At 65.3% G+C, this 22,636-nt stretch carries 18 protein-coding genes and 1 pseudogene; 8 read left to right on the plus strand and 11 right to left on the minus strand.

Features of this window, described 5'->3' with window-relative positions; genetic code table 11:
* A pseudogene (locus A5784_RS19550) lies at positions 1-324 on the plus strand (NADH-quinone oxidoreductase subunit M); the annotation flags it as partial.
* Position 325: 1 nt separating this feature from the next.
* Positions 326-1,891 carry an NADH-quinone oxidoreductase subunit NuoN gene (gene nuoN / locus A5784_RS19555; protein ID WP_064946560.1) on the plus strand — a complete coding sequence of 522 codons (1,566 nt, stop codon included), beginning with the start codon at positions 326-328 and terminating at the stop codon, positions 1,889-1,891.
* Positions 1,892-1,963: 72 nt separating this feature from the next.
* Here the strand turns inward: nuoN and A5784_RS19560 are convergent, their stop codons facing one another.
* From A5784_RS19560 to A5784_RS19585, 6 genes are all read right to left on the minus strand, one after another.
* On the minus strand, positions 1,964-2,560 hold the full coding sequence (locus A5784_RS19560) for a TetR/AcrR family transcriptional regulator (RefSeq protein ID WP_064946561.1): 597 nt from the start codon (positions 2,558-2,560) through the stop codon (positions 1,964-1,966).
* Positions 2,557-4,047 carry an FAD-dependent monooxygenase gene (locus tag A5784_RS19565; protein WP_064946562.1) on the minus strand — a complete coding sequence of 497 codons (1,491 nt, stop codon included), beginning with the start codon at positions 4,045-4,047 and terminating at the stop codon, positions 2,557-2,559. Before A5784_RS19565 ends, A5784_RS19560 begins: the two co-directional genes overlap by 4 nt.
* Before the next feature lie 228 nt (positions 4,048-4,275).
* Positions 4,276-6,357 carry a transketolase gene (gene tkt / locus A5784_RS19570; protein ID WP_064946563.1) on the minus strand — a complete coding sequence of 694 codons (2,082 nt, stop codon included), beginning with the start codon at positions 6,355-6,357 and terminating at the stop codon, positions 4,276-4,278.
* The gene (locus A5784_RS19575; RefSeq protein ID WP_064946564.1) at positions 6,344-7,549 is read right to left on the minus strand and encodes a glycerate kinase; all 1,206 of its coding nucleotides are present in this window, start codon (positions 7,547-7,549) and stop codon (positions 6,344-6,346) included. Before A5784_RS19575 ends, tkt begins: the two co-directional genes overlap by 14 nt.
* Complete coding sequence (locus A5784_RS19580; RefSeq protein WP_064946565.1) at positions 7,546-8,451, minus strand: 2-hydroxy-3-oxopropionate reductase; 906 nt, start codon at positions 8,449-8,451, stop codon at positions 7,546-7,548. The genes A5784_RS19575 and A5784_RS19580 overlap by 4 nt, the downstream gene beginning before the upstream one ends.
* A complete protein-coding gene (locus A5784_RS19585) occupies positions 8,448-9,632 on the minus strand; it encodes a hydroxypyruvate isomerase family protein (RefSeq protein WP_232006151.1) in 1,185 nt (394 codons plus the stop codon). Before A5784_RS19585 ends, A5784_RS19580 begins: the two co-directional genes overlap by 4 nt.
* Between A5784_RS19585 and A5784_RS19590 the strand changes: the two genes are divergently transcribed.
* The 6 genes from A5784_RS19590 (at position 9,537) to A5784_RS19615 (ending at position 16,532) form a co-directional block, all read left to right on the plus strand.
* A complete protein-coding gene (locus A5784_RS19590) occupies positions 9,537-10,418 on the plus strand; it encodes a LysR family transcriptional regulator (protein WP_197514802.1) in 882 nt (293 codons plus the stop codon). The two genes, A5784_RS19585 and A5784_RS19590, sit on opposite strands and share 96 nt — an antisense overlap.
* A gap of 316 nt (positions 10,419-10,734) precedes the next feature.
* A complete protein-coding gene (locus tag A5784_RS19595) occupies positions 10,735-12,348 on the plus strand; it encodes an APC family permease (protein WP_197514803.1) in 1,614 nt (537 codons plus the stop codon).
* Between the two features lie 3 nt (positions 12,349-12,351).
* Positions 12,352-13,332: an aldose epimerase family protein gene (locus A5784_RS19600; protein WP_082944947.1), complete on the plus strand. Its 981-nt coding sequence runs from the start codon at positions 12,352-12,354 to the stop codon at positions 13,330-13,332.
* Positions 13,333-14,406 (plus strand): aldo/keto reductase, encoded by a 1,074-nt coding sequence (locus tag A5784_RS19605; RefSeq protein ID WP_232006142.1) that lies wholly within the window; start codon positions 13,333-13,335, stop codon positions 14,404-14,406.
* Between the two features lie 46 nt (positions 14,407-14,452).
* Entirely contained in the window at positions 14,453-15,244 is a 792-nt protein-coding gene (locus A5784_RS19610; RefSeq protein WP_232006153.1) for an amidohydrolase family protein, read from the plus strand.
* Entirely contained in the window at positions 15,174-16,532 is a 1,359-nt protein-coding gene (locus A5784_RS19615; RefSeq protein ID WP_082944948.1) for an aspartate aminotransferase family protein, read from the plus strand. Before A5784_RS19610 ends, A5784_RS19615 begins: the two co-directional genes overlap by 71 nt.
* Before the next feature lie 127 nt (positions 16,533-16,659).
* Here the strand turns inward: A5784_RS19615 and A5784_RS19620 are convergent, their stop codons facing one another.
* Genes A5784_RS19620 through A5784_RS19640 form a run of 5 tightly spaced genes read right to left on the minus strand, consistent with a single transcriptional unit; the run spans position 16,660 to position 22,568 of the window.
* Positions 16,660-18,087: a DUF2252 domain-containing protein gene (locus A5784_RS19620; protein ID WP_502687523.1), complete on the minus strand. Its 1,428-nt coding sequence runs from the start codon at positions 18,085-18,087 to the stop codon at positions 16,660-16,662.
* A gap of 16 nt (positions 18,088-18,103) precedes the next feature.
* Entirely contained in the window at positions 18,104-19,150 is a 1,047-nt protein-coding gene (locus A5784_RS19625; RefSeq protein WP_064946571.1) for a zinc-dependent alcohol dehydrogenase family protein, read from the minus strand.
* A gap of 30 nt (positions 19,151-19,180) precedes the next feature.
* Positions 19,181-19,855: a PIG-L deacetylase family protein gene (locus A5784_RS19630; RefSeq protein WP_064946629.1), complete on the minus strand. Its 675-nt coding sequence runs from the start codon at positions 19,853-19,855 to the stop codon at positions 19,181-19,183.
* Between the two features lie 41 nt (positions 19,856-19,896).
* Complete coding sequence (locus A5784_RS19635; RefSeq protein WP_064946572.1) at positions 19,897-21,261, minus strand: LLM class flavin-dependent oxidoreductase; 1,365 nt, start codon at positions 21,259-21,261, stop codon at positions 19,897-19,899.
* Positions 21,258-22,568: an MFS transporter gene (locus A5784_RS19640; protein ID WP_064946573.1), complete on the minus strand. Its 1,311-nt coding sequence runs from the start codon at positions 22,566-22,568 to the stop codon at positions 21,258-21,260. Before A5784_RS19640 ends, A5784_RS19635 begins: the two co-directional genes overlap by 4 nt.
* Positions 22,569-22,636 lie beyond the last annotated feature (68 nt).

Consider the following 22,636-nt stretch of genomic DNA (forward strand, 5'->3'; position numbering starts at 1 on the left):
CGCTATCCGGTGCTGGCGGTGTTCGCCGCGACCGCGCTGGTGCTCTCCGCGGTCTACATCCTGTGGACCTACCAGCGGATGATGACCGGACCGGTTCGTGAGGACGACGGCGACGACACCGGCGGCGTGAGCAACCTGCGGGATCTCGTACCGCGCGAGCTCGCTGTGGTGGCGCCGCTGATCGCGCTGTTGCTGGTGCTCGGGATCTATCCCAAACCCGCGCTCGACGTGATCAATCCGGCTGTCCACCACACCCTGACGATCATGGGCCAGACCGATCCCGTACCGAGCGCACCGCCGACCGTGGCGGAAGGGAGCCGCTGACATGGTGACACCCAGCATCGAATACGGCTTGCTCTCCCCCATGCTGATCGTCTTCGGCGTGGCGGTCGCCGGTGTTCTCGTGGAAGCGTTTGCGCCGAGGCGCACTCGCTACCCGATCCAGGTGACCCTGGCGCTCGGCGGGCTGGTCGCCGCGGTCGCGGCGGTGGGCCTGCTGGCTCGCGACCTGCACGGCAGCCCCGGCCGGGCGGCGGTGCTCGGTGCGGTGATGCTCGATCCCCCCGCGTTGTTCCTGCAGGCCACCATCGCCCTGGTCGGCATTCTCGGGATCCTGCTGATCGCCGAACGCCAGATCGGCCTCCAAACCGATGACAGCGCCCGCGGTCTCGACGGTTTCACCCCGCAGGCGTCGGCGGTCGCGGGCAGCGTTGCCGAGCAGTTGGCCACGCGCGCCGGGGTGATGCAGACCGAGGTGTTTCCGCTGACCATGCTGGCCATCGGAGGCATGCTGCTGTTCCCCGCGGCCAACGATCTGCTCACCATGTTCATCGCGCTGGAAGTGCTGTCGTTGCCGCTGTACCTGCTGTGCGGGCTGGCACGGCGGCGCCGGTTGCTATCCCAGGAAGCGGCGCTGAAGTACTTTCTGCTCGGGGCGTTTTCGTCGGCGTTCTTCTTGTACGGCGCGGCGATGCTGTACGGCTACTCCGGCACTCTGACGCTGCCCGGTATCGCCGACGCGGTCGCAACCGGCAGCGGGCACACGTCGCTGGCGCTGATCGGCATCGGCCTGCTGCTGGTCGGGCTGCTGTTCAAAGTCGGTGCGGTGCCGTTCCACTCGTGGATTCCCGACGTGTACCAAGGGGCGCCGACGGCCATCACCGCGTTCATGGCGGCCGCCACCAAGATCGCCGCCTTCGGTGCCACACTGCGCATCTTCTACGTGGCGCTACCGCAGCTGCGCGCCGACTGGCGCCCGGTGCTGTGGGCGGTGGCAATCCTGACCATGGTGATCGGCACCATCACCGCCGTCACCCAGACGGACGTCAAACGCATGCTGGCGTACTCGGCCGTCGCGCATTCGGGCTTCATCCTCACCGGTGTGATCGCCGCGAACCCGGCCGGGGTGTCGTCGACGCTGTTCTACCTGTTCGCCTACGGCTTCAGCACGGTCGGTGCGTTCGCGGTGGTCGGTCTGGTTCGCGATGACACGGGTGAGGAGGCGACCGCGATGTCCCGGTGGGCCGGGCTGGGGCGGCGCTATCCGATTGTCGGCGTGGTGTTCTCGCTGTTTCTGCTGGCGTTCGCCGGTATCCCGCTGACCAGTGGGTTCGTCAGCAAGTTCGCGGTGTTCAAGGCGGCCGGTCAGGGTGGCGCCATACCGCTGGTGATCGTCGGCGTGATCGCCAGCGCCGTCGCCGCCTACTTCTACGTGCGGGTGATCGTGCTGATGTTCTTCACCGATCCTCCCGAGGACGCTCCCGACGTGGTGGTGCCGAGCGGGCCGACCATGACCGTGGTGGCCGTCACCGCAGTGGTGACGTTCGCGCTCGGCGCGCTCCCGCAGCCGCTGCTGGATCTCGCCAACAACGCCGAGGCCTTCCTGCGCTGAAGTTTTCCGGCGAGCAGACGCAGCGGTCCGCGACACGCCGCGGTTCCGGTACCGCAATGACTGCTCGCGCAGCTACGGCAACAGGCCCACCTGGCGGTAGGCGGCCTCCAGGTAATGCCTCATCTGCTTTTCGGTCGGTGGATCTGGTTGCAGCACACGGTAGGTCACCCCGCCGGCGAGCATGTCGACGAGGACTTCCAGATCGGCGTCGGGCGCGATCCGGCCGTCGGCCTGGGCCCTGCGCAGCATCGCGACGGCCAACGCCCGCCGAGGCCGGATGTAGTGCGTCCAATAGGTCTGCATCAGCAGCGGGTGGGTCACGGCCGAACCGTAGATCTGGGCGACGAGGGCACGGAAGCGGGGATCGGCTGCCGTCCGAGCCGCGGCGGCGATATTGCGCTTGACGAGCTTATGCGCTGGCGTAGCGTCGATTTCGTCGCGAGTTGGCCAGGCGACGTCGGCGGTGACGAGCGTTTCGATCGCGTCGGCGACGAGTGCCTCTTTGGTCGACCACCGTCGATACAGCGTCGGCTTCCCGACGCGGGCGCGCTTGGCGATCTGTTCCATGCTCATCGCGGAGATGCCGAGTTCGATGAACAACTCCAGCGCGGCGGTGAGGATCGCGGTGTCGACGGCCGGGTCGCGCGGGCGCCCGCGGCCGACGGTCATCGGACGCGCCCGGTGGTCCGGACCCGGGTCAGCCAAGTGTCGAGCCGCTCGGGGTCCGTTCCCCGCCAGCCCAGATGACCGTCTGGACGGATGAGAAACACCTCGGGGTGCCCGGGCTGGTGCAGGATCGCTACGCGATCGGCCAGATGAGTCCGGACGACGCCACATGCCGCCGACTCGGTATCGGAGACGAGCACCCAATGTCCGCGCAGCTGCGGGTAGAGCCGCTCCGAGTGACCGTCGCCCGCCAGGTACGTGCCGTCCGGGACCCGGTCGCCAGGTCTGGGCTTGTGTGCCAACGGAAGTGACCTTTCGGCCAGCGGACCTTTGCGATAGCTCACCCAGAGTTGCGATGTCTGATAGGTGATCCAGCGTTGCACGGCAGGCAGATTGAGGACGGGTACCGCGATACGGTCCCGGACGAACCGGCCGACCGGCCGCTGCGTGATGTTTACCTTGGTGACCGCGCTGGTGCCGCGCAGCACCTCAGTGGCCAGTGGACGGCGTTCGGCCTCGTAACTGTCGAGCAGCGCTTGCTCTGCCACCCCCTGGGCCAACAAAGCCAGTTTCCACGCGAGGTTTTCGGCATCGCCCAGCCCGGTCAGCATGCCCTGCCCGCCGAACGGCGCATGGGTGTGCGCGGCGTCGCCTGCGATGAGGACACGACCTCGGCGGTAGGTGTCGGCAAGCCTGCGGTGCACGGTGAACATCGACAGCCATGCGGATTCGGTCACCTGCACGTCGTGGCCGGTTCGCTCGGGCAGTAGTCGTCGCAGCCGGTGCAGGACCTCGTCATCCGACGCGTCACCGGCGAGACCGGGGTCATAGGCGATGATGCGCCACATGCCGTCAGGCATCGGCATGGCTCCGACCATACCGTGGGGGTGGATCCAGCCAGTGGTCCCCGACCGGTCGAGGTCCCAGTCGAGTCGCACGTCAGCCAGCAGGAACCGTTCGCTGAGTTGCACGCCGGGAAAGCCGATCCCGGCGCGGCGTCGCGTGGTGCTGGCCGCACCGTCGCAGCCGACGAGCCACGCCGCCCGGGCCGTCGTACCGTCCCCGAGGGTCACCACCACGGCGGTGTCGTCCTGTCGGAGGTCGGTCAGCGGTGTCGACCAGTCGACAGCACCGCCCAGCTCGGCGAGCCGGTTTCGCAGCGACGCTTCGACGGCCGCCTGCGAGATGACCATGGGTGGTGCGGCCGAACGGATTCCGGGGTCACCGAACCGCACGCGCATGACCGGCTGATCGCCGAGGTAGGTGGTGATCTGCATGGCCCGCACCGACTGTTGTGGCAACTCTCCGAGCGCGCCGAGCCGGTCGAGTACTTCCGAGCCTCGCGCGTGCACGAAGTTGGCCCGTGATGTCGTGGCAGGTCCCTCTGCCTTATCGACGATGCGGACCGGCACTCCCTGGCTCAGCAAGCCGCAGGCAACGGCGAGCCCGGCGGGGCCTGCGCCGGCGATGAGGACCTGAGTATCGACCATGATGCCTACTTAAATAACGAAACAGTTTCGTAACTAAATTACACCGTCGCCCGGCCGCCCGCCAGGTTCAGTTCACGCCAGAGATCTCACCCGCAGTGAAGAGGTTCGGCGCGGATCGCGACGATGAATCGTCTGAAGGACCGAATACGCTGAAGAGGAATGTGTTTCAGCATCAGATTGCCCTGAACAGAGACGGTGCCGTTTCCCAACGCCTCGACGCCGTCATATTCACCGGCTCTCAGATTTTCCGTGACGGTGCGCTCGACCCACCAACTCGCTTGCTGCTGAGACGATTTCCTCAGCAGTGAAACCATAGTGGGAGCGCACATCATGCCCGGGGCCAGAGGCTCCGAAGCTCCGCATGGCCACGATACGGCCGCCCGGTCCCACGTGACGCTCCCAGCCGAAGCCCGACGCTGCCTCCACAGCTACCCTGAGGGTCAAGTCTGGTGGGAGCACCCAGTCGCGGTAGTCCTGGCTTTGCTCGTCGAACAGCGCCCACGACGGCATACTGACCACGCGTGCACCGATTCCTTGGCGGGCCAAGATGTTTCTGGCGTCCAACGCCAAGGCCACCTCGCTGCCTGTGCCGATGATGAGAACGTCGGGGCTCTCACCGCCGGGCGGATCTGCCAAGACGTAGGCGCCGCGGGCGAGTCCGGAGGCCGGCGCGAAGCGGCTGCGGTCGAGGACCGGCAGGTCCTGCTTCGACAGCACCAAGGCGACCGGCCGGTCTTGCACTGACATGATTACGCGCCAAGCTTCTCGGACTTCGTTGGCATCTGCGGGCCGGATATCGATGAGATCGGGAATCGCACGCAACGACGCAAGTTGTTCGATCGGCTGGTGGGTCGGGCCATCTTCGCCCATGCCGATGGAGTCATGGGTGTAGATGTGAATGACGGGCTGCCGCATCAGAGCGCCGAGACGAAGGGGACCACGCTGAAAGTCGGAGAACACCAGGAATCCGGCTTGGAACGGTCGCAATCCGCAGAGCGCGAGTCCGTTGGCAGCGGCTGCGGCAGCGGCCTCCCGAACACCGAAATGTAGGTTTCGCCCGTTGTAGTCAGCAGGACCAAAGTGCCCAGTGGCGCCGTCGAGCGATGTCTTGGTCGATGGTGCGAGGTCGGCAGCACCGCCGATCAGCCAAGGCACTGCAGCAGCGACCTGGTTAAGCACCTGGTGATTGGCGGTCCTACCGGCCAACGGACCGTCGCTCGGCACGAACGTCGGAAGGTTGCTGTCCCAACCTTCCGACGGGATTCGTGCAAGCATGTCGGTCAGTTCACGGGCCAGCTCGGGATGCGTGGCCTGATACCTGAGGAACATTGTGTCCCAAGTTGATCGCTGTCGGTGACCACGAGCGGTGACGCCGAGCCGAAACTGCTCGTAGACGGCCTCGGGCACCAAGAAGTCCGAATCATCCGGCCAGCGATAGAAACGTTTGGCTGCGCGGGCTTCTTCGTCACCCAATGGCTCACTGTGGGCTGAGGCGGTGCCCTGCTTGGTGGGCGCACCGTATCCGATAATGCTGCTCACGACGATGAGCATCGGTGACCCGCTGTGCTCGTTGAAATGATCGAATGCCCTTCGCAGAGCTGCGATATCGTTGGCATCCGGCACGGAGGTAACTGTCCAGCCATATGACCGGAAACGTGCGGCGACATCCTCAGTGAAGGAGAGCGACGTTTCACCCTCGATCGTGATGGCATTGCTGTCGTAGATCCAGCAGAGGTTGTCGAGCTTGAGATGGCCCGCCAATGATGCCGCCTCCTGCGCGATTCCCTCCATCATGTCGCCGTCGCCCGCCAGTGCGTAAACGCGATAATCGAAGATGTCGAAGCCGGCCCGGTTGAAATGCGCGGCTTGCCACTTGCCGGCCATGGCCATTCCGACGCTGGTGGCCACCCCGGTTCCGAGCGGTCCTGTGGTGCATTCGACGCCGTCGGCCAGGCCGTGTTCCGGGTGGCCTGCACAGGGACTGCCGAGCTGTCGGAAGCGGCGGATATCGTCGAGTTGCACTGCCAACCGGTCCTGGTCGGTGCGTCGCACCCCAGCAAGATGTAGAAGCGCATAGAGCAGCATGGAGGCATGTCCCGCCGACAACACGAACCGGTCCCGGTTGATCCAGGTCGGGTCGTCTGTGTCGTATCGGAGCGCATGGTTCCACAGCGTGTAACCGACCGGCGCCATGGCTATCGCGGCCCCCGGATGTCCTGATTTCGCCTGTGCTACAGCGTCAATGACCAACGTCCGAATAGTATTGACGGCGACCGTGTCGACGTCGACAGTGACATCAAGGTCCGTCATTGTTGCCCCCTGGGGTCGAGTTGATGATGGCCGTGGCCTCTCGGGCCCTTGGCGCGTCTGGGGCACGGTCCTTGCGAGCCGTGCCGCGTTGCAGATGGTCTTCTGCGATGTAGCCACCCATCGTGGTGAGCAGATCGGCGGCATGGAGCATGGCCCGCGTGGGATCAGGCTCGATATCGGTGAGGGCATAGGTTGCGTCGAACCCAGCTTGTGCAGACTCGACGTGATCGAGCCGAACCATCCCGGCGATTGCCACAACGGGCACCCGATGCTTCCGCGCAGCCTCAGCTACGCCGACCGGAGCCTTCCCGCGCAAGGACTGGCTGTCGAGGCATCCCTCGCCCGTGATGACGAGGGAGGCTCCGGCAATCGCGGCGTCCAACTTCACCATCTGCCGTACGACGTCGATGCCGCGCCGGAACGACGCACCCAGGAATGTCAGCGCCGCGAATCCGGTTCCGCCGGCGGCCCCCGATCCAGGCAGGCATGAATTGTCAGTGCCGACTGCGCCATTGACCAGCCGGTTCCAGTCCTGCAGTCGGCACTCCAACGCCTCGATCTGGCCAGGACTGGCACCCTTCTGCGGACCGAAGACGCTGGCCGCGCCCTGCGCACCGAGTAAAGGGTTGGTGACATCGGCAGCCAAGATGAACTCGACGTGAGGCACTCGGGTGTCGAATCCCGTCATGTCCAGCTGGTGTGCGCGGTCAATTTCAGTACCTGCCAGGGCGTTGCCAACACGGTCGCGCAGCACAGCTCCGAGCGATTGAGCCATGCCGATGCCTCCGTCGGTACTGACACTGCCACCGACCGCCAGCACGATGCGAGTGCAATCGATATCGAGTGCCTGGCGAATCGCTTCACCGAACCCTGCCGTGCTCGCGGAAATCGGATCTCCTCCGGTCCCCGGACCCGCTGTCGCGGCGAGTTCAACCACGGCAGTATTGCCTCGCACCGCGAAACTGGTTTCGTGCCGTGTCTTGCCCCACGGGTCGGTCACATGGATGGGCACCGTCGCGAACCCTGCGGCGACGAAGGCATCCAATGTTCCCTCGCCGCCGTCGGCGATGGGACGGACGATGATTTCGGAATCAGGTTCAGTGTGTCGAATTCCCGCGGCCAACGCCGCCGCCACCTCTCTGGCGGCGAGGCTGCCCTTGAACTTGTCAGGGGCAAGGACTATTCGCGTCACGGCTCTGATTGGCCGGAGAGCCGCTCGACCAAACGAAACAGCGCTGAGTGGTCAAGCTCACCGTCACCCTGGGCGTGTGCAGCGGACATCAGTTGCGCCACGACCGCACCCAGCGGGGCGGCCGTCCGGGCCTCGCGCGCTGCACTGGTGAAGATACCGAGATCCTTATCGTGCAAGGCAATACGGAAGCCTGGTGCGAACTGGCGGCCAACCATGGTGCGGGCTTTGCGGGCCATCACAGTGCTGCCGGCCAACCCTGCCTCCAGCACCGAGATCGCAGCAGTGGTGTCCACCTGATGAGCCTCAAGGAACACCAGCGCCTCAGCAACCAACTCGATGTTTCCGGCCACGATCAACTGGTTGGCGGCTTTGACGGTCTGGCCGGCTCCGAGCGGTCCGACGTGCACAATGGTGCGGCCCAACGGTTTCAGAACCGGCATCGCCGCGTCCACCACATCGGTCGGCCCGCCTACCATGATCGACAGAGTGCCGTCGATTGCACCCTGTTCACCGCCGCTTACCGGGGCATCGAGGAAGCGCAGCCCTCGGCTCTGGGCCTCGGCGCCGATGGAACGTGCGGTGTCGGGCCGAATGCTGCTCATGTCGATGAAAAGGGCGCCCGGACTGGCGTTCTCCAGTATCCCATCGGGCCCGAGCGCCACCCGCTCGACATCTGGCGAGTCGGGCAGCATCGTAATGACGATGTCGGCATCGCGCACCGCGCCGGCGACGTCGGCTGCGGCACGCAGCCCGCGAGGTGCCAGGGCGTCAACCTTGGCGCGCGTGCGACTATGGCCCACGACGTTCCATCCGGCGGCACATAAATTGGCTGCCATAGGCGCACCCATGATGCCCAGCCCGATGAAACCGATCGTCTTGCCTCCGTGGGATATTGCGGTCATCGGATCATCTCGGTGCGAGCCGCATCGTCGTCTTGACCGAACGGTGGAACCAACTGCCGCAGCCATTCCAGCCCGGCCACGGTGTCCTCGGTCGGGATGTACTCCAGACCGATAGTCCCGGTATAGCCGCCCTGGGCCAAGAGTCCGATCACTTCGGTGAGTGGCGTGGTTCCGCTGCCCGGTTCGTGGCGACCGGGCGCGTCGGCCACCTGCACATGCCCGATGTCGTCGGCATGTGTCGCCAACCCGAAGATATCGTCTCCATTGACCGTGAGATGGTACAAATCCGCCAGCAATGCGATGCGTCCCTTTGCAATTCGTCGGCGGACCGCTCGAATCACATCGAGCGCATCGGCGGCCAGTCGCAGCGGATACGTCGCCACCCCGCTGACAGGTTCAATCAGGACCGTCGCCCCGATCGAATCAGCCAGCTCTGTGGCCGAAGTCAGAGCAGTCAGCGCGGCGTCGTCCTGATCGGCGTCGCTCACCTCGTCTAATCGGTTGCCGTACAAGGCGTTGAATCCAGTGACGCCCAGCCGCGCACCGATATCGATCGCAATGGCGACACTGTCGTCAAACTCCTGTCGGCGGCCGGGGTGCGACGCGATGCCACGATCCCCAGCCGCCATGTCACCGGCGAAAAAGTTCAGGCCCCGCAACCGAACGCCCGCGTCGCCAACCGACGCCACAAATGCGTCGACCACGCCGGCGCCGGGAGCGGCAGACGCGAACGGCCACCAACATTCGATCGCCGTGAAACCTGCCTCGGCAGCAGCCGCCGGCCGACGTTCGAACGGCAACTCAGTGAAGAGGAGGGAGATGTTCGCCTGCGACCGCTGCCATATCGTGGAATCCAAGGTGTCCTCACTTTTCAACATGTGCACTGCACTCGGTGAACGAAAGTTCTGGGGCCGAAGTCCGACGGACTGGCGAGTGCTCCTGACACTAGGGACTGCGGCCGTCACGGACAATGACGGGTCAATCCCGAAATTGTTCGCATTTGCCGAACAGTTCTGGCCCGCAGCGGAGTAGCCTCTGGCACCATGCCGCAGCCAAGCATCACCCTGCGTCAGTTGAGAGCATTCTTGACGGTCGCTGAACACCGCAGTTTTTCCCGTGCAGCCGAACAGCTCCTGGTGTCGAACCCGTGGCTCAGCGAAACCATCAAAGACCTCGAACATCAACTGAAACTCCAGTTGTTTGCCCGAACTACCCGTTCGGTCGAACTCACCGATGCCGGAGTCGTGTTCGCCAGTCTGGTGGCCCAAGTCCTCGACGACCTCGACTCCGCCGTCAAAGCTGCCCAGCGCACCGCAGACCGCGACGGGTCGGTGCTGACTTTGGGGTACACGATCGGCGCCGGGCTTGAGGTCATCCCGTGGCTATTGCGATCGTTCGCCGCCGAGTTCCCGCAGCGCCCCTTGCGTTCAGTGGAATACGACTTCGCCGATCCCACTGCCGGATTGCGTGACTCGGCAGTGCATGCCGCGATCATCCGACCGCCGATCGGACTCGGCGGTCTCACGACTCTGGAACTACTTACCGAAGACCGGGTTGCCTGCCTGCCCGAGGGCCATCCGCTGGCCAACCAGGACAGCGTCTCGGTCGCCGACCTGCTCAAAGAGCCCATCATCGCTGCGCCCAAAGCACCTGGCCCGTGGCGGGACTACTGGCTGTTGTCCGACTACCGCACGTCCCCGGCACCCGTCGTCGAGGAGGCCAGCACACGCGATGCCGAGCTACATCTGGTGGCACGCGGTATCGGAATCAGCGTGACGTCGGCAGGCGCCCAGCGGTTCTATTCGCGCCCCGGTGTGGCCTTCCGTCGCATCCGCGATATCCCGCCGTGTGTGGTGGCTCTGGCATGGTGGCCAGAACACACCGCCAAAGTCGCTGATCTCGTCACCATCGCGACGGGTTTCAGCCGCGTCGCCGACCAGCTGAGGCATGTACCCGACGCCGACTGAGCTCTCACACCATCACGGTTGGGCCAGTCGAGTACCCAGACAAGCTGAGCAGCAACGTATCTCCGACCGAGACGATTTGACGCTCACCTGCCGACGCATCGCCAACAGCATCCTTCGGTCGCGCCGAATAATCCGGGGCTAGGTTCGTCATTGTGTGGCCAGTCACCCGGCAATACGTTCAACGCAGTTCGAACAAAGAGCCGCTTGCAATGTTGCGTTGGGATATCCGTAACCGCGTAGGCGCTCAGGCGGTTCAGACCCGCACACACGACCGGCGGCACGCGGCCTCTCGGCCGTCGCACAAGGAATGGGAATCATGACGTCAACAGCAGGACATCCGACAGGGCAACAGCCAAGACTGCGCCGCACCCTTGCGACGTGGGCAGCGATCTCCCTGTCGGTCGCCGCCATGGGAGCGAGCCTTGCGATCAACATCAACCCCCAGGGCGCCGGCGCGACGGTTGGACGCGCGGTGCCACTGACCTTCGTCCTCGCCACGATCGGTGTGCTGTTGGTGGCGTACGGCTTCGCCCGGATCTGCAGCCGTCTCAGCCACGCCGGTTCGGTATTCGGATTGACCGGCATCACCATCGGGCCGCGCGCCGGGGTGGTGGCCGGCTGGGCGTTGTTGGGTGCCTATCTCAGTTTCATGCTCACGACGTCGATGACGGCCGGAATCTTCGGTGCTGAATTCCTGCGCGGCCTCGGCTTGTACGAGACGACGCCGGGCATCGTGCCCTGGATCATCGCGCTGCTGTCCGTCGGCATCGCAACACTGCTGGCGATCTCCCCCGTGAAGAAATCGATGGCCACACTGCTGTGGGTCGAGATCTGCACGACCGCGGTAATCGCCATCATCGCCGTCGTAGTCGTGGTGCGAGTCGTCGGCGGGAACGCTCCCGGCGGTCAGCGCTTCACCCTCGACATGTTCATGGTGCCGCCGGGCACGTCAACAAGCACGCTGTTCCTCGGCATCGTATTCGGCTTCCTCTCCTTTGCTGGTTTTGAAGCCGCCGCGTCACTGGGTGAAGAGACCACCAATCCCAAGCGTGCGATCCCGATCGCCATCTTCGGAGTCGCACTGTTCGGCGGCTTGTTCTACATCGTCGGGACCAGTGTGCAGATGCTCGGATTCGGCTCAGACGCAGCGGGTGTCGACGCGTTCTCGAAATCGGCCTCGCTGTTCGGGACGTTGGGTGAGCAGTACATCGGCGCCGTGGTGGGCGATTTGGTGACGTTGGGCACCGCGGTCTCCGCGATGGGCTGTGCCCTGGCCACCGCCGTCGCCGCCTCGCGGCTGTTATTCGCCTTGAACAGGGGCGCTTTCGACGGCCGCGGATTCACCAAAGTCTCGCCGAAAACCGGAACTCCGATCTCCGCGACGCTGTTCGTCTGCGGTCTCGCCGCAGCCATCATCGTGCTTGTCCGCGTCGCCGTCACCAACACGGCATTCGACCTGTTCGCCTGGTCCGGGACAGTCGGCACTCTGGTGCTTCTGGTCGCCTACGGACTGTTCTCTGTCGGTGCGTGGTACTACCTGTGTGTCCGCGCACCTCGCCAGGGCCACAAGGCCGCCGCGCTCGACTACGTGATCCCACTGCTGGCGATCGCGGTCATCGGTTACACCATGTTCCGCAACGTTATTCCGTGGCCCGACACTGCTTCCGGCCGCGCAAACATCGTCATCGCGACGGTCTGGGTCGTTGCCATCGTCGTCGTCATCGTCGCCGCACCGAAGACCACCCGACGAATCGCTCAATCGCTCAACAGCGACGAAGGGCTGGCCTCCGAGGCGGGCTACCTGGCGGTCGCGGTCGAAGAAGTGGACGAAAGCCTTCGTGAACATAACGTCCCGACGACTTCCCTGGCGACACCGGCTGCGCCCGGCACGGCGCAGCGCGGAGGCTCAGCCCGGGCCGCAAAGAGCTGAACCGTGGGATCACACCTCGACATCGACGACCACTGGACTTATCACGGCCTGAAGGTGGTGCGGCTGCAGAATCGGCATCTTGCCCTCGATGTTCTCCCTCAACGCGGCGCAAACATCCTCCAGCTGCTCGACAAGCACCGAGACCTCAACGTGCTGTGGAAGTCGCCGCGAGTGACACCGCATCTCGCAGCGGTGCACGCCGACTTCGACGACCACTGGGCCGGCGGCTGGGACGACACATTTCCCGGTGGCCGCGCCGGCCCCAACCGTTACGGTGACCAGCTGCCGTATATGGGCGAGGTCTGGACCGCGCCGGCTGAATACCGACTGCACCGCGATCCCACCAGTGTCTCTCTGACCACCACGGTGCGCACCCCCATCACACCGGCCCAGCTGGACCGCACCATTACATTGCGTGCCGACGAGCAACGCTTCACCGTGTCTTACCGGTTGCGCAATATCGGGACACTGCCTTTCGACTACAACTGGGGCATCCATCCGAGTCTGGCGATCCGGCCCGGTATGCGCTTCGACATCCCAGCCACCGGTGGAATCGTCGACGAAGCGGGTGGCGAATTCCTCGGCCGTCCCGGCGAGACGTACGACTGGCCGGTGCTTCACGGAAACGACTTGCGAAACGTAACCGACATCGATGTGGGCGCGTTCGCACTGCACTACCTGACGGGATTGACCGCGGGCTGGGTTGCGGCGACCGACGTTCAGGACAGGCGCGGGTTCGGCTTGTGCTTCGACCACGATCTTTTTTCGGTGGTGTGGTTCTGCCTTGTCTACGACGGATGGCGCGGATACCAGCAAGCCCTGATCGAACCATGGACCGGATATCCCAGCCCGTTACACGACGCCGTGGCCGCCGGCCAGGCAAGACTGCTGAGCCCGGGCGAGACCCAAACGACAGAGGTTGTCGCGACGTTCTACGACGCCGAGACCGTCGCCGTACTGCACCCCGACGGCACGGTGAACTAGATGACCGAAACCGCAGCACGAACGAATAGGCAGGAGATTGCCCTGATGGCGCACGACACCCCGGTCCAACTAGGCCGCACCCAGCTGACGATCACCGCGCTCGGGTTTGGCGCGACCGCAATCGGCGGCATGTACACAGAAGTGGCCGACGACGTAGCGCAGGACGCCGTGGCAGCAGCCTGGTCGGCCGGGTTACGTTACTTTGACGCCGCCCCACAGTATGGACGCGGCAACGGTGAAGTGCGCTTGGGCCGGGGCCTGGCAGCCTATCCGCGCGAAGACTATGTGCTGTCCAGCAAGGTGGGCCGGTTGCTGCGTGCTGACGCGCCACCGCATCCTGACGACTTCGACTCCACGGGCCGCCCGTATGACGCCGGTGCGCCCGACGTGGCCACGGTGTACGACTACTCGCGGGACGGCGTGCTGCGCTCCATCGATGAGAGTCTGACCCGCTTGGGCACCGATCATCTCGACATCGTCCTGGTACACGACCCGGATGATTACGTCGACGAGGCGCTGGACACCGCATTTCCGACGCTCATCGATCTTCGCGACCAGGAGGTTGTTTCCGCGATCGGCGCGGGGATGAACCAGACGGCCGCTCTCGAGCGGTTCGCCCGGGAATCCGACCCCGACATGTTCTTGCTGGCCAACCGGTACACGTTGTTGGAACAGACTGCGCTGCAGTCATTTCTTCCGCTGTGCGCAGCGCGTGGCATCGCTGTGGTCGCCGGCGCTGTCTTCAACAGTGGTCTACTGGCCGACGCCGGCCCCGGTGCACGGTACGACTACGATCCCGCACCTACCGACCGCATCGCCCGCGCCCATCGGCTTTCCGAAGTCTGCCAGCGCCATGGCGTCCCGCTCAAGGCGGCAGCGCTGCAGTTTCCGGCGGCGCACCCGGCAGTCGCCGCCGTCCTCACCGGAGCGCGCAACCGCGCAGAGGTCATTGAGAACGTGACATTGTTCGATCAGCCGATCCCCGACGATCTCTGGACCGACCTGAAGGACGAGGGACTGCTGATCGGTGATGCGCCCACACCGGCAGACCGACGTGCCCATGACAATCGTTGACGCACATCACCATCTGTGGGATCCCGAAGTCGGCTCTTATCCATGGATGACAGGTGATTTCGCAGCGCTGCGGCGTCGCTACGACTTCGCGGACCTACAACCGCACCTGCGAGCCAACGGCGTTTCGAGAACCATTGTGGTGCAAGTCCGCGCCGACATGGCCGAGACCAGAGAACTGCTCGAGTTGTCCAGCCACACACCGGCCATCGTCGGAGTCGTCGGCTGGGTGGATCTGACTGCATCCGACGTGGGCGATCAGATCGACACGCTCCGCGCGGGCCCCGGCGGCCATCGCCTGGTCGGCTTACGCCACGGCGTTGCCGACGAACCCGATCCACGCTGGCTACTACGTACGGACGTCGACGACGCGATGCGGGCGATCACTGCGCGCAATCTTGCCTTCGATCTTGAGATTACGGACCGAGAGGCAGCCGCCGCTGATACCCTGGCCGACCGGCATCCGGAACTGCGCCTGGTAGTCGACCACGGTGCCAAGCCTCCTATTGCCGCAGGCTGGTCTGCCCACTGGGCCAACGGGATCACAGCCCTGGCTGGACATCCAAACGTCTGGTGCAAACTCTCGGGACTGGTTACCGAAGCGTCCTGGACCACGTGGACGCCGGCAGATCTCCAACCGTACATCGACCATCTGGTCAGCGCGTTCGGCGCACAACGAATGATGTTCGGGTCGGACTGGCCGGTGTGCGAGCTGGCCGCCGACTACGACCGTGTGCTGGCGGCGGCTACTCAAAGCCTCGCCTCATTAGATGAAGTTGACTCACGAAATATCTTCTGCCACAACGCAATCAATTTCTACTTTCCAGATGGCATCAGCTAAACAGGAGAAACAGATGACAGCCACGACGTCGAATCAACAAGATCTACAGCAGCGCGCGCTGCGCACATTGGCAGGAGGGGTCAGCAGCAACACCCGGTTGCTCAACCCACACCTGATCGTCGAACGCGCCAGCGGTTGCCGCCTGTGGGATGCCGACGGCACGGAGTATCTGGACTATCTGCTCGGCCAAGGACCCAACTTCCTCGGCTACGCCCCGCCACGTGTAGTGGAGAAGGTCGTGTCCGCTCAACGCGAAGGAATCATCTATGCGGCCACCCATCGCCGTGAGATCGAAGCCGCCGAACGCATCCTCGCCGTACTGCCATGGGCCGATCGACTGCGATTTGGTAGCTCCAGCAGCGAGATGATTCAGGCCGCGATGCGAATTGCCCGCAACGCCACCGGACGACGCGACATCCTGCGTTTTCATGGTCACTACCACGGATGGTTCGACAACATCCAAATCCGTTCGGACGGCGGGCAAGTCCAAACGGGCAGTCTGGGCCAGCTGCATGAGGCCCTTGATGCCACGATCACCATCGAGTGGAACGACGAGGAAGCCTTCACCGAAGCGCTTGCCCGACACGGCGAGACCATCGCCGGGGTGGTGATGGAGCCGATGATGCTCAACGCCGGCGCCATCGTACCGACCGCGAACTACCTGGAGCATGTCCGCAGGCTCTGCACTCAGAAGGGGATCGTGCTGATCTTCGACGAGACCATATCCGGATTCCGGGTATCGCTGGGCGGGGCCGCCGAAAGGTTCGGTGTGACACCAGATCTCGCCGTTTACGGCAAAGCAATGGCCGCGGGCTGGCCCTGCGCGGCCCTGGTTGGTAAAGAAGACCTGTTTTCCGACGTCGCAACCGGCGCCCTCACTCATGCCGGCACTTTCAACGGCAACACCATTGCCACGGCCGCCGTCCTCGCCTCACTCGACGAGCTCGAGGATCGCAGCGTCTACCGACATGTCGAATCAGTCGGCGCCGAGCTCATCGATTCTCTTACCGCGCTGATGGAGCAACGCGGTATTCCCATCAGGTTCCAAGGTCTTCCGATGGCGTTCCACGCCCGATTCGACGCCGAGAACACTGCCATCACGCGTTACGCGCAGCTGCAAACCATCGATCATGACCGGTACAGCCGCCTCGCCAGGCATCTCATCGCCGCCGGCATCTGGGTCGCATACCGCGGCATCTGGTACGTCTCGGCGGCCCACACAATTGCCGACGTGAACGAAACCGTCAAGCGCTTCGACGCAGCGTTGTCGGCCGACTACGACACGTAGTCGGCACGGCAGTTACGGTGTAATTCCTTCTCACTCAGCGCCGTGAGCCTCTACGGTGACTGCGGACCGCCTCCCCCGAAAACGACACTGCGTCTTGTGATCCGCTCTCACGGAACCAGCTCGCAATTCAGACGCCGCGCTCCACTGGCAGCAGCCCACGGTCCACCGCGGCGACCAGTGCGGCATGGTCGGCCTCGGTCTGATCGGCATATCGCCGGGCGAACAGGCACATTGCCTGGTCCACCCGGTCGGAGCAGCCCATGTAGCCGGCGATCATCGACGCGCCACTGGTGCGCGCATGGCCTTTCGCGAGCAACTGTCCGACGACGCCGGCGTAGTCGGTGAGGGCGGCGGCGTCGATGGCATCCAGTGGAATGGTGCCCTTCATGTTGCGGAACTGCCGCACGTAATACTGCCGACCGTCCATGGTTGTCCAGCCCAGCAATGGATCGCTGACCGTCTGCAGCGCCTGCTGATACTCCACTACCCGCTGTCCCTGGTGGGCGTGCCATGCGGATTCACCGTGCACGTACCGCGCGAGCACCGACCGGCGGGCTTGTTTGAGCTGCAGGAAGATCACGTCGTCAGGCGTCGACCCTTCGAGCAGCGCCACGTACGCACGCAATCCGACACTGCCGACCCCGACCACCTTGTGCGCGACGTCGACGAGCGTGTAACCACCGAGCATGCGACGCCAGTGCGGGGCCAAGGTGCACAGGTATTCGTCAAGCGCTTCGGCGAGCTGGTCGGCGTCCGGTTCGGAGAGCCGGGTGATCAGCGGGGGCTCCTCCACCAGCCGCCGTGTTCCCGCGACCTCCTCGGTGAACCGGGGCAGGGCGCGGTCACTCGTGCGGTTGCGCGCCCGCTTGGCGGCGCGGTTCACCTCGTCTTGCAGCTTGCCCCCGGCCTCGGCCGCCAGTTCGTCGGCGCCGATCCGCTGGAAAGAGCGCGCGAACAGCGGCTGGTCGGCCAGCCATCGAATCTGCTTGCGGTAGGACGCAACACAGGACTGTACCGAGGTAGCGCACTGCTCTTCGGTTGCGCCGTTGTGCCGGCCCGCGACCCAGATGCTGGCCACCAATCGGCGCAGGTCCCACTCCCAGCCACCTGGATGGGCCTCGTCGAAATCGTTGAGATCGATGACCAGATCCCGCTCCGGCGACGCATAGAACCCGAAATTGCCCAGATGTGCGTCACCGCAGACGACCGGGTTGATGCCGGTGCTCGGGAGGTGCGCGACATCCTCGGCCATGACCACCGCCGAACCGCGCAGAAAGCCGTACGGCGACGCGACCATGCGGCCGACCCGGATCGGAATCAGCCGGTCGACGCGCCCTTCGTGGCTGATCGTGATCAGCTGGACCGGGTCAGGTCGGCCGATGCGCAGCTCCCAATCTGCCAGCGTGCGACGCGGAACTCGTTTCCGCAGCCCCTTACCGATCGCGTACCGCTCGGCACGCGACACCGGGCGGTGCCGCAGCGACCGGTAGGAGGTGCTGTCGACCTCGGCCAGCACAGTGTGGCCGCTGCCGTTGGTCTGTGAAGCGCTGATCACAGGCTGATGGTACGACTCACCCTGACCGGCCGGGTTCGATGATGGTCATCCCGGGACCCGTCGGCGCATCCATGGCCGCCAGCGCCGCACCGGCCTCGTCGAGTCCCACCACCCGGGTCACCAACCGTTCCGGGTCGAGCGCACCGGTCGCGAGGAGCTCGAGCATCGCCGGATAGTCCACGGCGGGCATCCCGTGCGAGCCGAGGACCGCGAGCTCGTGGGCGATCACGCGGTCCATCGGCAGAGCGGTCTGCGCCGCGTCGCCGAGCAACAGACCGACCTGCACGTGGCGACCGCGACGGCGCAGTGAGGACACCGAGGCCGCCGCGACCGCGGGGTGGCCGATGGCGTCGACACCGATGTGCGCACCTCCCCCGGTACGACGGATGACTTCGGTTGCGACATCGTCGATCTCGGAACCGTTGATCAGTTCGTCGGCGCCGAGCGCGGCGGCCGTCGCGAGCGCTTCGGTGCTGCGATCGACGGCAACGACGTTGGCGCCGAACGCTTTCGCGATCATCACCGCTGACAGCCCGACGCCACCGCAGCCATGGACCGCGACCCATTGGCCCGGCTGCACCGCGCCATGGGTGACGACCGCACGAAACGACGTGGCGAACCGGCACCCCAGCGCTGCCGCCGCGACGAACGACACCGTATCCGGCAGCCGCACCAGGTTGGGCTGCGCGCGGGGCACAACCACCCGGTGAGCAAAGGAGCCCGGCAGGGTGAACCCGGGCTGCAGTTGGTCCGGGCACACCTGGGCGTCACCGGCCACGCAGAACTCGCAATGCCCGCAACCCAGTACGAACGGCACGGTGACACGGTCCCCTACCTGCCAGCCGGTGACGTCGGCGCCGACCGCTGCAATGGTCCCGGCGAACTCGTGCCCGGGAATGATCGGCAGTGCGACCGGATCATGACCGCGCCAGGCATGCCAGTCAGAACGGCACACGCCGGTCGCCGCCACCTCGACGATCACACCATCGGGAGGGCATAGCGGATCGGCCACGTCGACAACTGTCGGCAGCACGCCGACCTCGGGATACACCACGGCTCGCACACATAGATGGTAGGCGGGCCGGCTGGTCGCTCAGCGGTGTCGCTTGAGAATGAATTCGACCGCGTGTCCGCCGAGTGCCTCCCGGACCGCCGTGGTCATCTCCACTTGACGGCGGGCCTGTTCGACGACGGGCGTGTGCGGATCGAGCACCGACAGGTAAACCTCGTGGGCGGCAAGCGATTCGACGGCCCGATCGGTGTAGCCGTCAACCAGCTCGTAGTGCGTCGGGTCTGGCCCGTTCTCGAACAGCCAGGCAGGCGGCTCGACCAGACTGTCGTACGCCTGCGCGACCGCGTGAGCGAACTCGATGTGGTCCCGTTGGTTGGGCGCGTCGGGAGCCCAGATCGGGCCGCTGTAGATCGTGACGACGACGTCGGGATGCAGGGTCGCCATGGTCGTGGCGATCTTGGCCCGCAGCTCGGGGGTGTTGCGAATGTCGCTGTCCGGAAAGTCCCAGAACGCCACGTCACTGACCCCGACGAGGGCCGCCGACCGGCGCTGCTCCACTTCCCGTAACGGCGCGGCCTGTTCGGGCGGCATGCCGGCGATCCCCCTCTCGCCACGGGAGGCCAGGGCGTAATGCACGGTCTTGCCGGAATCAGTCCACTTGGCGACGGCCGCGCCGATGCCGTACTCGGGATCGTCCGGGTGTGGCACCAGCACGAGTGCGATCTGCCAGTCCGCGGGGAACGGTTGCTCGCTCATCATCCCAGTGTCGTGCGTGCGTGACGGGGCGTGTCAACGTGTCAGCCCCAAGCCGGCGGCCGGTACGCCGCGCCAGGGTGGTCCGCGGACAGTAGCGGGCCGGTGCCGCCGAGCCGCTCTCGTAGTGTCCCCCGCTCCTTGTGATCGGGAACCCGGCCACGACGCCGCAACTCGGGCACGACGTGGCGGGCGAAGTCGACGAAAGTCCCCGGTGTCGTGACGTAGGCCAGATTGAATCCGTCGACGCCGGCCTCGTCGACCCAGCGTTCGAGTTCGTCGGCCACGTCCGTCGGCGACCCCACCACGACCGGGCCACGGCCCCCGAGACCGACTTCCTGGGCCAACTCCCCCGCCGTCCAGTTGCGGTCCGACGTGGTAAACGATGCCAGCGCAGAACGATTGGCCTCGGTCTGGACGTACTTCAGCGGTTCGTCGGGCCCGAGCTCGGCGAGGTCCACCCCGGTCCAGCCGCCGAACAGCGCCAGCGCCCCATCGGCACTGACGTACTGCCGGTAGTCGTGTAGCTTCGCGACGGCCGCCTCATGAGTTTCGGCCACGATCGGGGTCAGCATCGTAAAAACCTTGATGGACTGGGGATCTCGTCCGAGATCGGCCGCGGCGGCACGCAGCGCTGTGACCGGCTTGGCGACGATCTCGGGCGTCGGGCCGGACACGAAGACCGCCTCGGCGTGGGCGGCGGCGAATCGGACTCCTCGAGGTGAGGCTCCCGCCTGGAACAGTACGGGCGTGCGCTGCGGGGACGGTTCGCACAGGAACGGACCCGGGACGCTGAAGTAGCGACCTTTGTGTTCGATGTCGTGGACTTTCGCCGGATCGGTGAACACGCCACGTTCGCGGTCCCGGATGACGGCGTCCGGTTCCCACGACGCCTCCCACAGCTTGTAGCAGACCTCGAGGTATTCCTCGGCGATCTCGTAGCGCTCGTCGTGCGGGATCTGGGCGTCCAGCCCGAGGTTGCGGGCGGCGCTGTCGAGGTAGGAGGTGACGATGTTCCAGGCCACCCGGCCATCGGTCAGGTGATCCAGCGTCGCGAACCGACGCGCGAGTGCGTAGGGCTGCTCGTAGGTCAGCGACACCGTGACTCCGAAACCGAGCGTCTCGGTGACCGCGGCCATGGCCGACACGGCCAGCGTCGGATCGTTGACCGGTACCTGTGCGGCGTCGGCCACTGCCGCGTCCCGCGAACCGCCATAGACGTCGTACACCCCGAGCACGTCGGCGAGAAACAACGCGTCGAACCCCCCGGACTCCAGGATGCGGGCCAGCTCTGTCCAATACCCGAGTTCGCGGTATCGGTAGCCCTGGTCCTCGGGGTGCCGCCACAGCCCCGCGGACTGGTGTCCGACACAGGCCATGTCGAACGCGTTGAGATAAATCCGGCTCATCGCGCGTCCCCAATCTCGTCCCGATGCGTTTCCCGTGCGAAGTAGGCGGCCGTAAACGTGATCGCGGTGAGGACCACGAAATACCCGACGATGAGCCACGGGCTGCCCCCGCCGGCGACCAGCAGCGCCGCCGCGACCAACGGTGCGAAACCGCCCGAGAGCACCGCACCGATCTGATACCCCAACGACGCCCCGCTGTAGCGCACCCGGGTGTCGAACAGTTCTCCGATCCACGCGGCCTGCGGCCCGTACATGGCGTCGTGGGCGATGTTGATCCCGAACACGATCGACAGCACGATGGCGACGTGAGAACCGGTGCCGGCCGCCACGAAGAACAGGACCAGCGCCAGCACGCCGGCCACCGCGCCGAACAGATACGGTGGCCGCCTCCCCACGCGGTCGGACAACATCGCCCACAGTGGCGTGCTGATCAGGCCGACGGCCGACGAGATGAGCACGGCGGTCAAGCCGACTTGGCTGCCCGCAGCCGACGAATCCTGCAGATAGGTCAATGAATACGTGGTCAGCAGGACGAACAGCGCGATCTGCGAAAATCGTAACCCGGTGGTGATCAACACATTTCGCGGCTGGGTACGCAGCACCTCCAGCACCGGCAACCGCACCACCTCGCCGCGCTCCCGGACTCGCGTGAACACCTCGGCGTCGGTGAGTCTCAGCCGGATCACCAGCCCGATCACGACGAGAACGGCACTCAGCAGGAACGGGATCCGCCAGCCGTAGCCGAGGAAGGCATAGGGGCCCGTGATCGTCCTCGTTGCGTAGAAGACCCCAGTCGACAGCAACATGCCTGCCGGCGAACCCAATTGGGTGAAGCTGCCGAACAGTCCGCGGCGCCCTGCCGGTGCGTGCTCCACCGAGAGCAGTGCCGCCCCGCCCCATTCCGCGCCGACCGCCAGGCCCTGCAGCAACCGCAGGCTCACCAGCAGTGCGGGGGCGAGCAGCCCGACCTGGGCATAGGTCGGCAGGAGCCCGATCGCGAACGTGCTCAGTCCCATCCCCACCAGCGCGGCGACCAGAACCGTCTTGCGCCCCAACCGGTCTCCGTAGTGACCGGAGATCAGTGCGCCGAGCGGCCGGGCCCCGAACCCCGCGGCATAGGTCGCGAACGAGGCCAGCGTTCCCGCCGTCGATGAGATGTTCGGGAAGAACAATGGTTTGAAGACCAAAGCGGCAGCCGTGGCATACAGATAAAAGTCGTACCACTCGATCGTGGTGCCGACCGCGCTGCCCAACGCGACAGTGCGCGCAGTGGGTTTGGCCGCTGAACGGGAGGCAGTAAGCGTCACGTGGCCACAGGCTATGCAGCGCCGCGGCCACCTGGAAGGTTTGTCCTCACCATGACGCAAAAGGGTCG

It is taken from the genome of Mycobacterium sp. 852013-50091_SCH5140682, from assembly GCF_001665685.1.
In the GTDB taxonomy this organism is placed as follows: Bacteria; Actinomycetota; Actinomycetes; order Mycobacteriales; family Mycobacteriaceae; genus Mycobacterium.

Excerpts from the sequence above, each read along its gene's own strand:
- nuoN (WP_064946560.1), top strand. The coding sequence starts at position 326 with ATGGTGACACCCAGCATCGAATACGGCTTGCTCTCCCCCATGCTGATC.
- A5784_RS19560 (WP_064946561.1), bottom strand. The coding sequence starts at position 2,560 with ATGACCGTCGGCCGCGGGCGCCCGCGCGACCCGGCCGTCGACACCGCG.
- A5784_RS19565 (WP_064946562.1), bottom strand. The coding sequence starts at position 4,047 with ATGGTCGATACTCAGGTCCTCATCGCCGGCGCAGGCCCCGCCGGGCTC.
- tkt (WP_064946563.1), bottom strand. The coding sequence starts at position 6,357 with ATGACGGACCTTGATGTCACTGTCGACGTCGACACGGTCGCCGTCAAT.
- A5784_RS19580 (WP_064946565.1), bottom strand. The coding sequence starts at position 8,451 with ATGACCGCAATATCCCACGGAGGCAAGACGATCGGTTTCATCGGGCTG.
- A5784_RS19585 (WP_232006151.1), bottom strand. The coding sequence starts at position 9,632 with ATGTTCGAGGTCTTTGATGGTTTCGCTGAGCCACGGGTTCGACACCAG.
- A5784_RS19595 (WP_197514803.1), top strand. The coding sequence starts at position 10,735 with ATGACGTCAACAGCAGGACATCCGACAGGGCAACAGCCAAGACTGCGC.
- A5784_RS19605 (WP_232006142.1), top strand. The coding sequence starts at position 13,333 with ATGACCGAAACCGCAGCACGAACGAATAGGCAGGAGATTGCCCTGATG.
- A5784_RS19610 (WP_232006153.1), top strand. The coding sequence starts at position 14,453 with ATGACAGGTGATTTCGCAGCGCTGCGGCGTCGCTACGACTTCGCGGAC.
- A5784_RS19615 (WP_082944948.1), top strand. The coding sequence starts at position 15,174 with ATGAAGTTGACTCACGAAATATCTTCTGCCACAACGCAATCAATTTCT.
- A5784_RS19630 (WP_064946629.1), bottom strand. The coding sequence starts at position 19,855 with ATGAGCGAGCAACCGTTCCCCGCGGACTGGCAGATCGCACTCGTGCTG.
- A5784_RS19635 (WP_064946572.1), bottom strand. The coding sequence starts at position 21,261 with ATGAGCCGGATTTATCTCAACGCGTTCGACATGGCCTGTGTCGGACAC.